This window comes from Pseudomonas sp. AD21 (assembly GCF_002878485.1).
In the GTDB taxonomy this organism is placed as follows: domain Bacteria; phylum Pseudomonadota; class Gammaproteobacteria; order Pseudomonadales; family Pseudomonadaceae; genus Aquipseudomonas.
The window spans coordinates 60,481-75,199 of record NZ_NQYG01000008.1; the positions used below are offsets into that span (position 1 = coordinate 60,481).

10 protein-coding genes are annotated in these 14,719 nt (G+C 61.4%); 6 read left to right on the plus strand and 4 right to left on the minus strand.

All coding sequences use genetic code 11. The features are described from left to right. Positions 1-17 precede the first annotated feature (17 nt). From PseAD21_RS07260 to PseAD21_RS07275, 4 genes are all read left to right on the plus strand, one after another. A complete protein-coding gene (locus tag PseAD21_RS07260; RefSeq protein ID WP_102355100.1) occupies positions 18-3,125 on the plus strand; it encodes an efflux RND transporter permease subunit in 3,108 nt (1,035 codons plus the stop codon). After that, positions 3,122-4,591 (plus strand): efflux transporter outer membrane subunit, encoded by a 1,470-nt coding sequence (locus tag PseAD21_RS07265; RefSeq protein WP_102355101.1) that lies wholly within the window; start codon positions 3,122-3,124, stop codon positions 4,589-4,591. The genes PseAD21_RS07260 and PseAD21_RS07265 overlap by 4 nt, the downstream gene beginning before the upstream one ends. 306 nt (positions 4,592-4,897) lie before the next feature. After that, positions 4,898-6,976 carry a bifunctional diguanylate cyclase/phosphodiesterase gene (locus tag PseAD21_RS07270; protein WP_102355102.1) on the plus strand — a complete coding sequence of 693 codons (2,079 nt, stop codon included), beginning with the start codon at positions 4,898-4,900 and terminating at the stop codon, positions 6,974-6,976. Between the two features lie 219 nt (positions 6,977-7,195). Continuing rightward, the gene (locus tag PseAD21_RS07275) at positions 7,196-7,942 is read left to right on the plus strand and encodes an SDR family oxidoreductase (RefSeq protein WP_102355103.1); all 747 of its coding nucleotides are present in this window, start codon (positions 7,196-7,198) and stop codon (positions 7,940-7,942) included. Positions 7,943-8,059: 117 nt separating this feature from the next. Here the strand turns inward: PseAD21_RS07275 and mapR are convergent, their stop codons facing one another. The 3 genes from mapR to PseAD21_RS07290 all read right to left on the minus strand — a co-directional run bounded on the left by mapR (position 8,060) and on the right by PseAD21_RS07290 (position 11,618). Further along, positions 8,060-9,469 (minus strand): GntR family transcriptional regulator MpaR, encoded by a 1,410-nt coding sequence (mapR, locus tag PseAD21_RS07280; protein ID WP_102355104.1) that lies wholly within the window; start codon positions 9,467-9,469, stop codon positions 8,060-8,062. 274 nt (positions 9,470-9,743) lie between these two features. Next, positions 9,744-11,174 carry a cytochrome c oxidase accessory protein CcoG gene (ccoG, locus tag PseAD21_RS07285; protein ID WP_102355186.1) on the minus strand — a complete coding sequence of 477 codons (1,431 nt, stop codon included), beginning with the start codon at positions 11,172-11,174 and terminating at the stop codon, positions 9,744-9,746. A gap of 195 nt (positions 11,175-11,369) precedes the next feature. Next, positions 11,370-11,618, minus strand: coding sequence for a DUF3203 family protein (locus tag PseAD21_RS07290; protein ID WP_102355105.1), 249 nt, complete (start codon positions 11,616-11,618; stop codon positions 11,370-11,372). Between the two features lie 121 nt (positions 11,619-11,739). Here PseAD21_RS07290 and PseAD21_RS07295 point away from each other — a divergent pair, with 121 nt between their 5' ends. Then, on the plus strand, positions 11,740-12,252 hold the full coding sequence (locus PseAD21_RS07295) for an MgtC/SapB family protein (protein WP_102355106.1): 513 nt from the start codon (positions 11,740-11,742) through the stop codon (positions 12,250-12,252). A gap of 24 nt (positions 12,253-12,276) precedes the next feature. Here the strand turns inward: PseAD21_RS07295 and PseAD21_RS29735 are convergent, their stop codons facing one another. Further along, complete coding sequence (locus tag PseAD21_RS29735) at positions 12,277-12,435, minus strand: hypothetical protein (RefSeq protein ID WP_178082101.1); 159 nt, start codon at positions 12,433-12,435, stop codon at positions 12,277-12,279. 217 nt (positions 12,436-12,652) lie between these two features. Between PseAD21_RS29735 and PseAD21_RS07300 the strand changes: the two genes are divergently transcribed. After that, positions 12,653-14,650, plus strand: coding sequence for an alpha-1,4-glucan--maltose-1-phosphate maltosyltransferase (locus PseAD21_RS07300; protein ID WP_102355107.1), 1,998 nt, complete (start codon positions 12,653-12,655; stop codon positions 14,648-14,650). Positions 14,651-14,719: the final 69 nt, after the last annotated feature.

A 14,719-nucleotide genomic window follows, 5' to 3' on the forward strand; every position in this document is an offset into this window, starting at 1 on the left:
GTCGGGGACTGCGGTCAATGAACCTCTCCGGTCCTTTCATCAAGCGCCCGGTCGCGACGATGCTTCTGAGCCTGGCGATCATGCTGCTGGGTGGCGTCAGCTTCGGTCTGTTGCCGGTGTCGCCGCTGCCGCAAATGGATTTCCCGGTGATCGTGGTCCAGGCCAGCCTGCCCGGTGCCAGTCCCGAGGTGATGGCGTCCACGGTCGCCACGCCGCTGGAACGTTCGTTCGGCGCGATCGCCGGCGTCAACACCATGAGCAGCCGCTCCAGCCAGGGCTCGACCCGGGTCATTCTGCAGTTTGACCTCGACCGCGACATCAACGGCGCGGCGCGTGAGGTGCAGGCGGCGATCAACGCGTCGCGCAACCTGCTGCCAAGCGGGATGCGCAGCATGCCGACCTACAAGAAGGTCAACCCGTCGCAGGCGCCGATCATGGTGCTGTCGCTGACCTCGGACGTGCTGGAAAAAGGCCAGCTCTACGACCTCGCCTCGACCATCCTGTCCCAGAGCCTGTCCCAGGTGCAGGGCGTGGGTGAAGTGCAGATCGGCGGCAGTTCGCTGCCGGCGGTACGCATCGAACTCGAACCGCAGGCGCTGAATCAGTACGGCGTCGCGCTCGACGATGTGCGCAAGACCATTGCCGGGGCCAACGTGCGCCGGCCCAAGGGTTCGGTCGAAGACGGCGAGCGCCTGTGGCAGATCCAGGCCAACGACCAGTTGGAAAAGGCCAAGGATTACGAATCGCTGATCATCCATTACAACAACGGCGCGGCCCTGCGGCTGAAGGACGTAGCCAAGGTCAGCGACGGCGTCGAAGACCGTTACAACAGCGGCTTCTTCAACGATGACGCGGCGGTGCTGCTGGTGATCAACCGCCAGGCCGGCGCCAACATCATCGAGACGGTCAACGAGATCAAGGCCCAGTTGCCAGCCCTGCAAGCGGTGCTGCCGGCCAGTGTGAAGCTGAACCTGGCGATGGACCGTTCGCCAGTGATCAAGGCTACGCTGCACGAAGCGGAAATGACCCTGCTGATTGCCGTGGCGCTGGTGATTCTGGTGGTGTTCCTGTTTCTCGGTAACTTCCGTGCCTCGCTGATTCCGACGCTGGCGGTACCGGTGTCGCTGGTGGGCACCTTCGCGGTGATGTACCTGTATGGCTTCTCGCTGAACAACCTGTCGCTGATGGCGCTGATTCTGGCCACCGGACTGGTGGTGGACGATGCCATCGTGGTGCTGGAGAACATTTCCCGGCACATCGACGACGGCGTCAAACCGATGAAGGCTGCCTATCTCGGGGCCAAGGAAGTCGGTTTCACCTTGCTCTCGATGAACGTTTCGCTGGTGGCGGTGTTCCTGTCGATCCTGTTCATGGGCGGGATTGTCGAGAGCCTGTTCCGCGAATTCTCCATCACCCTGGCGGCGGCGATCGTGGTCTCGCTGGTGGTCTCGCTGACCCTGACGCCGATGCTCTGCGCGCGCTGGCTCAAGCCGCACACGCCGGGCCAGGAAAACCGCCTGCAACGCTGGAGCCGCAAGACCAACGACTGGATGGTCGGCAAATACGCCAGCAGCCTCGACTGGGTGCTGCGTCATCGGCGTCTGACCCTGCTCAGCCTGATCATCACGGTCGGCGTCAACGTCGCGCTGTATGTGGTGGTGCCCAAGACGTTCATGCCGCAGCAGGACACCGGCCAGTTGATCGGTTTCGTGCGCGGTGATGACGGCCTGTCGTTCAGCGTGATGCAGCCGAAAATGGAAACCTTCCGCCGCGCCGTGCTCAAGGACGAAGCGGTCGAGAGTGTGGCCGGCTTCATTGGCGGCACCAACGGCACCAACAACGCGTTCATGCTGGTGCGCCTGAAACCGATCAAGGAACGCAACCTGTCGGCGCAGAAGGTCATCGAACGCCTGCGCAAGGAAATGCCCAAGGTACCCGGTGCCCAACTGATGTTGATGGCGGACCAGGACCTGCAATTTGGCGGTGGCCGCGAACAGACCACCTCGCAATACAGCTATATCCTGCAAAGCGGCGATCTGGGGGCGTTGCGCGAGTGGTATCCGAAAGTCGTCACTGCCTTGCGCGCTTTGCCTGAGCTGACAGCCATCGATGCCCGCGAAGGGCGCGGTGCACAGCAAGTAACGCTGGTTGTCGACCGCGATCAGGCCAAGCGCCTCGGGGTCGACATGAACATGGTCACGGCGGTGTTGAACAACGCCTACAGCCAGCGGCAGATCTCGACTATCTACGACAGCCTCAACCAATACCAGGTGGTGATGGAGGTCAATCCGAAGTACGCGCAGGATCCGGTAACGCTCAAGCAAGTGCAGGTGATCACTGCTGACGGCGCACGGATTCCGTTGTCGACCATCGCCCACTATGAGAGCAGCCTGGAAGACGACCGGGTCAGCCACGAAGGCCAGTTCGCCTCCGAAAGCATCGCCTTCGACATGGCCGAAGGGGTGACGGTGGAGCAGGGCAGCGCGGCGATCGAGCGGGCGATTGCCAAGGTCGGTTTGCCGGAAGACGTGATTGCGAAAATGGCCGGCACCGCCGACGCCTTTGCCGCGACCCAGAAAAGCCAGCCGTTCATGATTCTTGGCGCGCTGCTGGCGGTGTATCTGGTACTCGGGGTGCTGTATGAAAGCTACATTCACCCGTTGACGATTCTCTCGACGCTGCCGTCGGCCGGGGTCGGCGCATTGCTGTCGATCTATGCGCTGGGTGGCGAGTTCAGCCTGATCTCGTTGCTCGGGCTGTTCCTGCTGATCGGCGTGGTGAAGAAAAACGCGATCCTGATGATCGACCTGGCGCTGCAACTGGAGCGCCATCAGGGGCTGTCGCCGCTGGAGTCGATCCGCAGCGCCTGCCTGCAACGGCTACGCCCGATTCTGATGACTACCCTGGCGGCAATCCTCGGCGCCTTGCCGTTGCTGCTCAGCCGCGCCGAGGGTGCGGAAATGCGCCAACCGCTGGGCCTGACGATTATCGGCGGGCTGATCTTCAGCCAGGTGCTGACCCTTTACACCACCCCGGTGGTTTACCTCTATCTCGACAAGCTGCGCCACCGCTTCAACAAGTGGCGTGGCGTGCGTACTGACGCCGCTCTGGAAACTCCGCTATGACTGACCGTTCGCTTCTCAATCTGGCCACTGCTCGGGGTTCACGTCTGTTGAGCCTGTCGCTGTGCGTGGCGATGCTCAGTGCCTGCGCCGTCGGCCCGGACTATCAGCGTCCGCAGACCGCTGAAGTCGCGCAATACAAAGAAGCCAAGGGCTGGCGTCAGGCCAACCCCAGCGACTCGCTGGCCCGTGGCGCCTGGTGGGAACTGTATGGCGATCAGCAACTCAACGCTCTGGTGGAGAAACTCAACAGCGCCAACCAGACCGTCGCCCAGTCCGAAGCCCAGTACCGTCAGGCCCAGGCCCTGGTGCGCAGTGCCCGTGGGGCGTTTTACCCCAATGTCGACCTGAGCGTGGGCAAGACCCGCTCCAGCCAAGGCACTGGCAGCAGCAGTTCCAGTTTGAGCAGTTCCTCCAGCGGGATTCGCGATACCTATAATGCGCAGTTGGGTGTGAGTTGGGAGGCGGATGTCTGGGGCAAGTTGCGTCGCGGACTTGAAGCCAACGAAGCCAGCGCGCAGGCAAGCTTTGCCGATCTGGCGGCAATGCGCCTGAGCCAGCAGTCGGATCTGGTGCAAAACTACCTGCAACTGCGCGTGATCGATCAACAGAAGCGCTTGCTTGAGTCGACGGTGGCGGCGTACGAGAAGTCGCTGCAAATGACCCAGAACCAATACCGTGCCGGGATCTCCGGGCGCGATGCGGTGGCGCAGGCGCAGACCCAGTTGAAAAGTACCCAGGGCGATCTGGTGGACCTGATCTGGCAACGCGCACAGTTCGAAAACGCTATCGCCGTGCTCACCGGGCAGGCGCCGGCGGAATTCAGCATCGCCGAAACCCAGAACATTCCAAACCTGCCGCAGATTCCACTGAGCCTGCCTTCGCAATTGCTGGAGCGGCGCCCGGACATCGCCTCGGCCGAGCGCTCGGTGATCGCCGCCAACGCCAATATCGGCGTGGCGAAAGCGGCGTACTACCCGGACCTGACCCTGAGCATGAGCGGCGGTTACAGCAGCAGTACCTCGAAAGACCTTTTTACGCTGCCCAACCGCTTCTGGTCGGTCGGTCCGAAACTGGACTTGCCGATATTCGATGGCGGGATCCGTTCCGCCGAAGTCGACCGCACCGAAGCGGTCTATGACCAGACCGTCGCCAAGTACCGTCAAACCGTGCTCGACGGTTTCCGCGAGGTGGAAAACTACCTGGTGCAATTGAAGGTGTATGAAGACGAAGCGGCGGTGCGTCAGGAAGCGCTGGATGCCGCGCGCGATTCGTTGCGCCTGACCCAGAACCAGTACAAGGCCGGGTTGATTGCCTACATCGACGTGGTCGTGGTGCAGGCCACGGCGCTGAACAACGAACGCACAGTGCTCAATATTCTGCAGAGCCGGTTGATTGCCAGCGTGCAGTTGATTGCAGCGCTGGGGGGTGGTTGGGATGGACATCTCGACGTCAGCGACAACCGCTGATTGGCGCTAGCGCAATACCGGTGGCAGCGAGCCTGATCGCGAAGGCATCAGTTCAGTCGACATCTGCGTCGAATCTGCTGGCTTTTTCGCGAGCAGGCCCGCTTTCACATTGATCGCCTCGGACGACAGAAATCTTCCGGTCAAGGCCCGGGCCAGAGCCTTGTAGAGCGATCTCACAAGTCTTTCATCGGGTTGATGGCAAAATGATTACTTTGTCAGTGCGTTCTTCTGCGCAATCAGTACAATCGCCGCATTTGCCCGGCCGAGAACGGCTGCAGTACGGCACGACTGGTCGCGAGAATCCACATGCTCATCGGTAATTATTCCTTCACTCTGGTTTTGATTTCGCTGTGCGTGGCGATTCTGGCGTCGTATACGGCGCTCGATCTGACCGGGCGCATTGCCACCGCCCGTGGGCGTGCAGTGCATTTCTGGACGGCGGGCGGCGCACTGGCGATGGGGGTCGGCGTGTGGTCGATGCACTTCATCGGCATGCTCGCGTTCAAGCTGCCGATCGAGCTGGGCTACGACATCACGATTACTGCGCTGTCGCTGCTGATTGCGGTCCTGTCCTGCGGGTTTGCCTTGTGGCTGGTCAGCCAGCCGAAACTACCTGTTTTGCAATTGGCTTTTGGTGCCTTGATCATGGGCGGCGGGATCAGCGCCATGCATTACACCGGCATGGCGGCGCTGCGCATGACCCCGGGGATCGATTACGACCCGACGCTGTTCGGCGCGTCATTGCTGATCGCGGTCGGTGCGTCGGCGGCGGCATTGTGGATCGCCTTCCGCCTGCGCCAGCACTCGCCCTATGTGCGCCTGATCCGTGGCGGCGCGGCGGTGATCATGGGCATTGCGATTGTCGGCATGCACTACACCGGCATGGCTGCCGCGCAGTTTCCCGATGGCAGTTTCTGTGGCGCGACGCTCAATGGGCTGAAGGGCAACGGCGTCGACAGTCTGGTGCTGATCACTACGCTGGCGGTGCTGTCGATTGCTTTGCTGACCTCGATTCTCGATGCCCGCCTCGAAGCGCGCACCGCCGATCTGGCGAACTCGCTGACCCTGGCCAACCGTGAACTGACGCAACTGGCGCTGCACGACACCCTGACCGGCTTGCCGAACCGCATGCTGCTGGACGACCGGATCAATCAGGCCATGAAGAAGGTCGAGGAGCAGGGCGGTTGTTTCGCGCTGATGTTCATCGATCTGGACGGTTTCAAACCGGTCAACGATGCCTTCGGTCACCACATGGGTGACCAGTTGCTGCGTGAAGTCGGGGGCCGCCTGCGCGAGGACTTGCGCAGTCAGGACACCCTGGCGCGGATCGGCGGCGATGAGTTTGTGCTGCTGGTGCGCCTGACCGAGCCCAACGATGCCCTGAGCCTGGCGGCGCGCCAGGTCGGTCTGATCGGCCAGTCGTTCCGGGTGGCTGAACATGACTTGCATATTTCGGCCAGCGTCGGCATCGCTCTGTACCCGGGCAATGGTCAGAGTGCTCAGGAACTGCTGATGAACGCTGACGCGGCGATGTACCACGCCAAGAATGGCGGTAAAAACGGCTACAGCTTCTTCGACGCCTCGATGAACAGCAACGCCCGCAAGCAACTGCAACTGTTGCAGGATCTGCGCGCGGCGCTGGAGCACAATCAGTTCAGCCTGCATTACCAACCCAAGTTCGATGCCGCCAATGGTCGGCCGGTTGGCGCCGAAGCGCTGCTGCGCTGGCAACATCCGACCCAAGGCATGTTGCTGCCGGACAAGTTCATCGATCTGGCGGAAAAGACCGGCCTGATCATCGCCATCGGCGACTGGGTACTGAATGAGGCCTGCCGGCAGATGCGCGAATGGTACGTGCTCGGCTACACCGACTGGCGTATCGCGGTGAACCTCTCGGCGTTGCAGTTCTGCCACACCGGGCTGGTGCGCAGCGTGGCGAAGGCGCTGGCGACGCACCATCTGCCAGCCAACAGCCTGACCCTGGAAATCACCGAAACCACCGCCATGAGCGACGCCGATGCAAGCATGACCGTGCTGCAGGAGTTGTCGGATATGGGCGTGGATCTGTCGATCGACGACTTCGGCACCGGCTATTCAAGCCTGATGTACCTCAAGCGCTTGCCGGCCAACGAGCTGAAGATCGATCGTGGTTTTGTCCGCGATCTCGAGCATGACAGTGATGATGCGGCCATCGTCTCGGCCATCGTGGCGCTGGGCCAGGCGCTGGGTTTGCGAATAGTCGCCGAGGGCGTGGAGACCGGTGTGCAGCAGGATTTCCTCACGAAGTTGGGGTGCGATTCGTTGCAGGGCTATTTGCTGGGGCACCCGATGCCGGCGGACCGGTTCATGCAGAACATCGTGAGTGCGCAGAAGACAGCGGTCTGAAATCGATGTGGCGAGGGGATTTATCCCCGATGGGCTGCGAAGCGGCCCCGGGATCCTGCTTATCTGATACTCCTGATCCACCGAATTGGCGACTGCTGCGCAGCCGATCGGGGATAAATCCCCTCGCCACAGGGCAATGATCAGACTCCATGCAAAACCGGCCAATGGCGGTTATTCTTCCACCCGACTGTTACGTGTGCATTTGGGGGAAGGGCCAGCATGGATAAAGTCATTGTGATCACCGGTGGCGGGCGCGGAATCGGCGCCGCTACGGCGTTGTTGGCTGCCGAGCAGGGCTATCGGATCTGCATCAACTATCAGTCGGATGAACAGGCCGCGCAAAGTGTGCTGGAGCAAGTACGGGCGCTGGGCGCGCAAGCCATTGCCGTGCGCGCCGATGTCAGCATCGAAGACGAAGTGATCGCGCTGTTTCAGCGGGTCGACACCGAATTGGGGCGGGTCACTGCACTGGTGAACAACGCCGGCACCGTAGGGCACAAGTCGCGTGTCGATGAAATGTCCGAATTTCGCATCCTCAAAATCATGAAAACCAACGTATTGGCGCCGATCCTCTGTGCCAAGCATGCGATCCTGCGCATGTCGCCCAAGCACGGCGGGCAGGGCGGCAGTATCGTCAACGTGTCGTCGGTGGCGTCACGCCTGGGCTCACCGAATGAGTACGTCGATTACGCGGCGTCCAAAGGTGCGCTCGACACCTTCACCATCGGTCTGTCCAAGGAAGTGGCGGGCGAGGGGATTCGCGTCAACGCGGTGCGTCCGGGCTACATCTACACCGATTTCCATGCATTGAGCGGCGATCCGGATCGGGTCAGCAAGCTGGAGTCGGCGATCCCGATGGCCCGGGGCGGACGGCCGGACGAGGTGGCGGAGGCGATTGTCTGGTTGCTGTCGGACAAGGCTTCGTATGCGACGGGGACGTTTGTCGATCTGGGTGGTGGTCGTTAATTCAACGGCGTCTGGTAAGGCCTCATCGCGAGCAGGCTCACTCCTACAGGGTGAACGCATTTCAAATGTAGGAGTGAGCCTGCTCGCGATAGCTATAGTCCGCACAACACAGAGCTGTCAGAACGACCGCACAATCCGCCCCAACGTCTCCATCGCCTTTTCCGAGTCCTCGGTCCACGGGCTGCCGTAATTCAAGCGAATGCAGTTCCGAAAGCGTTGGGTCGGCGAGAAGATCGGCCCCGGCGCAATGCTGATCCCCTGCGCCAATGCCATCTGAAACAACTTCAATGAGTCCATCTGCGGTGGCAGTTCCAGCCACAGAAAGTAGCCGCCCGCCGGCTGGCTGACCCGGGTTTGCGCCGGGAAGTAGCGGGCGATCGCTGCGAGCATCGCGCTCTGCTGTTCTTCCAGGGCGTAGCGCAGTTTGCGCAGGTGGCGATCGTAGCCGCCGTGTTGCAGGTAGTCGGCGATGGCTGCTTGTGCCGGCATCGAGGCGCACAGCGAGGTCATCAGTTTCAGTCGTTCGATTTTCTGCGCGTAGCGCCCGGCGGCGACCCAGCCGATGCGGTAGCCGGGGGCCAGGCTCTTGGCGAACGAGCCGCAGTGCATCACCAGCCCTTCGGTGTCGAAAGCCTTGGCCGGTTTCGGCGCCTGCTGGCCGTAATACAGCTCGGCGTAGACGTCGTCCTCGATCAGCGGCACCTGATGCCGACGCAGCAGTTCGACCAGTTCCTGTTTCTTCGCCTCGGGCATGGTTGCGCCCATCGGGTTCTGGAAACTGGTCATGCACCAGCAGGCCTTGATCGGATGGCGTTCCAGGGTCTGCGCGAGGACGCCGAGGTCGATGCCATCTCGCGGGTGCACGGGGATTTCCACGGCTTTGAGTTTCAAGCGCTCCAGCACTTGCAGGCTGGCGTAGAACGCCGGGGCTTCGATGGCCACCAGATCACCCGGTTCGGTCACTGCTTGCAGGCACAGGTTCAGCGCTTCGAGGGCACCGTTGGTGATCAGCAGTTCTTCCATCGGCAGCATCAGCCCGCCGACCATGTAGCGCAGGGCGATTTGCCGGCGCAGTTGCGGGTTGCCCGGTGACATGTCGGTGACCACCATGCGCGGGTCCATCTCGCGCGCCGCACTGGCCAGTGAGCGCGACAGGCGCTGCAGCGGGAACAGGGTCGGGCTGGGGAACGCCGAGCCGAAGGGTACGGTGCTCGGGTCCTTGATCGATTCGAGGACCGAGAACACCAGTTCGCTGACGTCGACTTCGGTGGAATCGCTGACGTGGCTGCTGATCACCGGCTCCGAAAACGGACTCGGCGCGTGGGTGTTGACGAAGTAGCCGGAGCGCGGCCGGGCGCGGATCAGGCCACGACGTTCCAGCAGGTAATAGGCCTGGAACACCGTGGAAGGGCTGACCCCGTAAGTCTGGCTGGCGTAGCGCACCGACGGCACCCGCTGCCCGGGGCCGAGGACGCCGGAGCGGATCAGTTCAGCGATGTCGTCGGCGAATTTTTCGTAGCGTTTCATCGAGTACCTTGGTGCTGGTGTTATTGAGGTGTGTCAGGGAGGAAGCCCTCACCCTAGCCCTCTCCCAGAGGGAGAGGGGACTGATTGGGGGATGCTTGCGGCATACACCGACCTGAAATTGGTTTGCTGAATCCATAATCGACTCGGTCGGAAAGTGCTTCGCCGAATCCATAATCGACTCGGTCTGTCAGGTCGATGTATAGCGATAGACACCTCGGTCGGCCCCCTCTACCCCTGGGAGAGGGCTGGGGTGAGGGGGGACGATTCTAAGGGATCAACGATTCATCGGCGCAACAAACCTGCTCTTCGCCACGCTATAAACCTCAGGCTCATCGCTGTCGGCGATCTTGAAGCTCAAGGTCTGCGAACTGCTGCTCGGGCGTTCCGTGGTCATCGCCACCGACACCGGCACATCGACAATTTCACCCGGGGCGAGGCTCAGTTCGGTCTTGCCCTGCAACTGGAAGCCGTCGCCATCCACCAGGCTCAGGTTGTAGTCCTGCCGCTGTTGGGTCTTGTTGATGACCTTGAGGGTGTAGATGTTCTCGATCTGGCCCTGACCGTTCTCGCGGAACAGTCCACGGTCCTTGGTCACGTCCAGCGAGACCATCGGCCGTTCGACCAGTGCCAGCGCCAGAGCGCCGATCATCACCAGTAGCACCGCAACGTAACCGATCAGCCGTGGCCGCAGCAGATGGGTCTTGCCGCCCTGCAATTCGCGCTCGGAACTGTAGCGGATCAGGCCGCGCGGGTAGTTCATTTTGTCCATGATCGAGTCACAGGCGTCGATGCACGCGGCGCAGCCAATGCATTCCATCTGCAGGCCGTCACGGATGTCGATGCCGGTCGGGCAGACCTGCACGCACAACTGGCAGTCGATGCAATCGCCCAGTCCCGCTTCGGCAGGTTTCACCTCACGTTTGCGCGGGCCACGGTTTTCGCCACGGGCCACGTCGTAGGAAATCGCCAGAGTGTCCTTGTCGAACATCACGCTCTGAAACCGCGCATACGGGCACATGTGCATGCACACCGCCTCGCGCAGCCAACCGGCGTTGATGTAGGTGGCAGCGGTGAAGAACAGCACCCAGAACAGGCTGACCCCGCCGATCTGCAGGGTGAACAGCTCTTCAGCCAGCGGCCGGATCGGGGTGAAGTAGCCGACGAAGGTCAGCCCGGTCATCACGCTGATCGTCAGCCACAAGGTGTGCTTGGCCGCACGCCGGGCCAGTTTGTTCAGGCCCCAGGGCGCCGCTTGCAGCTTGATCCGCTGGTTGCGCTCGCCTTCAGTGATTTTCTCGCACCACATGAAGATCCACGTCCACGAACTCTGCGGGCAGGTGTAGCCGCACCAGACCCGGCCGGCGAACACGGTGATGGCGAAGAGCCCGAACGCGGCAATGATCAGCAGCGCCGAGAGCAGGATGAAATCCTGTGGCCAGAAGGTCGCGCCGAAGATGTGGAATTTGCTTTCGGCAAGGTCCCACAACACCGCCTGACGGCCGCCCCAGTTCAGCCACACGGTGCCGAAAAACAGCAAAAACAGAAACCCCGCGCCGCTCATCCGCAGGGTGCGGAACAGGCCGGTGAAACTGCGCGTGTGGATGTGATTGTCGGTGGAGCCGGCCTTCGCCTTCATTGGGCGACCAGGCACACTTTTTATGGTTGGCGTTGCTTCTACGGTTCGGACGGGAATTTGTTCGCTCATGGTCATTCGCTCATCAGCCTCCATCAGGCGAATGAACTATGAGCGCCGATCTGTTTGCATAACAGACTCAGGTATTTGAATAAAAAGCGGATCAGATGTGCTTTTGCAGCGTCCCTGCGACAACTTGAAGCAGCCCGCCGATAAAGGCGCAAAGGCCTATCGCAGACGTTTGCGCCGGGTGTTGATCAGGGTCAGTCAAATCACCGAATCACTCTCGTCGGCCTTCAGGTGTTTACGGCCGTCCTTGGCGCCCGCGACAGTCAATGCATCGGCCTCCACTTCGGTGACGTAAACGCGCCGGCCTTCTATTTCCACGAACGACATGGCTTTTTCGCTATCGGTCCTGACTTCCAGGGTGTCGCAAATGCGAATTTCCTCGCCATTTTCGACGGTGAAAAAACACACTTTTGATTCGGGATTGGATTCATCGACTCGAAGGGGCATGAGGCAGTCCTTTTTCAGGGGTATCTAAAAGGTTAGGGCGCTGCGCGGGGGGATCGTTCGACGCAACCGATTAATGGTCGGCGCTGTCCATCGACTAACCACGTATAAGAAGGAGGGAACGATGGACGCCTGGTGGCATGAAGTGTGGGCAACGCTGCAAGCGGAGTTCGCCGACGTCGGCGACGCCTCGCAACTGACGCGCATCACCGTGCGCCTGCTGATGGCGGCGGTGCTGGGCGGAATATTGGGGGTCGAGCGCGAGCACAAGGGCAAGGCTGCCGGGGTACGCACGCACATGCTGGTGGCGCTCGGTGCGGCGCTGTTTGTGCTGGTGCCGCAGACCTCGGGGGCCGAATCCGATGCGATGAGCAGGGTGTTGCAGGGGGTGATTGCCGGGATCGGTTTTCTCGGCGCCGGGACGATCCTGAAGAATCAGCAAGGTGATGAAGGCCATGTCAAAGGCCTGACCACGGCAGCGGGGCTGTGGATGACGGCCGCCATTGGCGTGGCGGCCGGGTTGGGTAAAGAGGCGACTGCGCTGCTCAGCACCTTTCTGGCACTGGCGATCTTCAGCGTGATGCCGCACATCGTGAAGCTCTTTGAAAAAGACCAGCAGCACAATGATCACCTCTGACTGAGCGTCGCTCAGGCGGTGGAGTCAGACGATCACCGGCGGCATCGTGGTCGGCGGTTCTTCCTTCGCCGGCGGCGTGGTGCCAGGCGGCTCCTGCTCGGGAATCGGTTGTGGTTCGGTCTCGGGCAGGGTGGGTTTGTCGATGTTCGGATCAGGCGTTTGCGCCGGGATCGGGATGTTCATCTGTAGACCTCCGTGTGGCACATGGCGTGAGACGTGCTTAAGTGGATTGACCACCTCGTGGCGAATTCGATCCGCTTATTTATCCAGGCAAATCCCTGTGAACTTTTCCCCGCGCGGGTCGCTCGGAACCTAAGTGAGTTCATGTCGGGGCCGGTGCCTCTTTGTGAACACCGATCCGGCACAAGAGCGTCCTTGGGGCGTTAAGGAGAGATGCTCGATGACTGCTGAAAAACCTTCAGAGCAGAGCTACAACCCGCACATGCCGCTGTCGCAGGCGTTGCTGCTGCCGCGCATCGTGATCGAAAGCACCATGCCGACCCTCGACGGCGGGCAGTTCGCCGCCAAGTCGATTGCCGGGCGTGACGTGGTCGTCACCAGCAAAGTGTTTGCCGACGGGCACGACAAGCTCGCGGTGCGCATCCGCTGGCACGAGGAAGGCACTGAAACCTGGCAGAGCGAGGTCATGAACGATCTGGGCAACAACAGCTGGGAAGGGCGCTTTCGTCCTGAGCATCAGGGGCGCTTTGTGTATTGCGTCGAAGCGTGGATCGATCACTTCGCCAGTTTCCAGTACGAACTGGAGAAAAAACACCACGCTGCGGTCCCGGTCTCACTGGAGCTGCAGGAAGGCCGGAGCATGGTGCAACTGGCCGCCGAACGTAGCGAAGGCCAGCTCAGCGAACAACTTGCGGCGCTGCACCATGACCTGTCCGGCCTGCTCGAAACCGAGCAGGTGGCGCTGTTTCTGCACCCGCGCAGTGCGCAATTGATGGCGCAGGCCGATCACCGCGCCTACCTGAGCCTGAGCGCCGAGTTTCCGATGGACGTCGAACGTGAACTGGCTGAATTCGCCAGTTGGTACGAGCTGTTTCCGCGCTCGATCACAGACGATCACAACCGTCACGGCACCTTCAACGACGTACACGCGCGTTTGCCGATGATTCAGGACATGGGCTTCGACGTGCTGTATTTCACCCCGATCCACCCGATCGGCCGCGCCCACCGCAAGGGTCGCAACAATTCCCTGACCGCCGGGCCGGATGATCCGGGCAGCCCCTACGCCATCGGCAGCGAGGAGGGCGGCCACGAGGCGATTCACTCGCAACTAGGGACCCGCGAAGACTTCCGCCGGCTGGTGGCCGCTGCCGCCGAGCATGGCCTGGAAATCGCCCTCGATTTCGCCATCCAGTGCTCCCAGGATCACCCGTGGCTCAAACAGCACCCGGGCTGGTTCAACTGGCGCCCGGACGGCACGATCAAATACGCGGAGAACCCGCCGAAGAAATATCAGGACATCGTCAACGTCGACTTTTATGCGCCGGAGGCGATCCCCAGTCTGTGGGTCGAGCTGCGCGACATCGTGGTTGGCTGGGTTGCCGAAGGCGTGAAGATCTTCCGTGTCGACAATCCGCACACCAAACCGCTGCCGTTCTGGCAATGGTTGATCGCCGATGTGCGCGCACTGCACCCGGAGGTGATCTTCCTCGCGGAAGCCTTCACCACCCCGGCGATGATGGCGCGCCTGGGCAAGGTCGGTTACACCCAGAGCTACACCTATTTCACCTGGCGTAACACCAAGTCGGAGCTGGCGACCTATTTCACCGAACTCAATGAGTCGCCGTGGCGCGAGTGCTACCGGCCGAACTTCTTCGTCAACACGCCGGACATCAACCCGGCGTTCCTGCATGAGTCGGGGCGTCCGGGTTTTCTGATCCGCGCGGCGCTGGCGACCATGGGGTCGGGCCTCTGGGGAATGTATTCGGGGTACGAACTGTGCGAAGCGGCCCCCGTGCCGGGCAAGGAGGAATACCTTGATTCGGAGAAATACGAAATCCGTGTCCGCGACTTCAATGCGCCGGGCAACATCATTGCCGAAATCGCCCAGCTCAACCGCATCCGCCGACAGAACCCGGCGCTGCACACGCATCTGGGCCTGAAGGTCTACAACGCCTGGAACGACAACATTCTGTATTTCGGCAAGCGCAGCTTCGACGGCAGCAACTTCATCCTGGTGGCGGTGAGCCTCGACCCGCACCACGTGCAGGAGGCGAATTTCGAGCTGCCGCTATGGGAGATGGGCTTGCCGGACGACGCGACGACCCACGGTGAGGATTTGATGAATGGGCATCGTTGGGACTGGCATGGCAAGTACCAGTTCATGCGCATTGACCCGGCGTATCAGCCGTTCGGGATCTGGCGAATCACCGCTACGTAATGATCGTTCCCACGCTCTGCGTGGGAACGATCATCGTGGGGCGCTTTTAAAGCATTCAGCAGGAGTTTC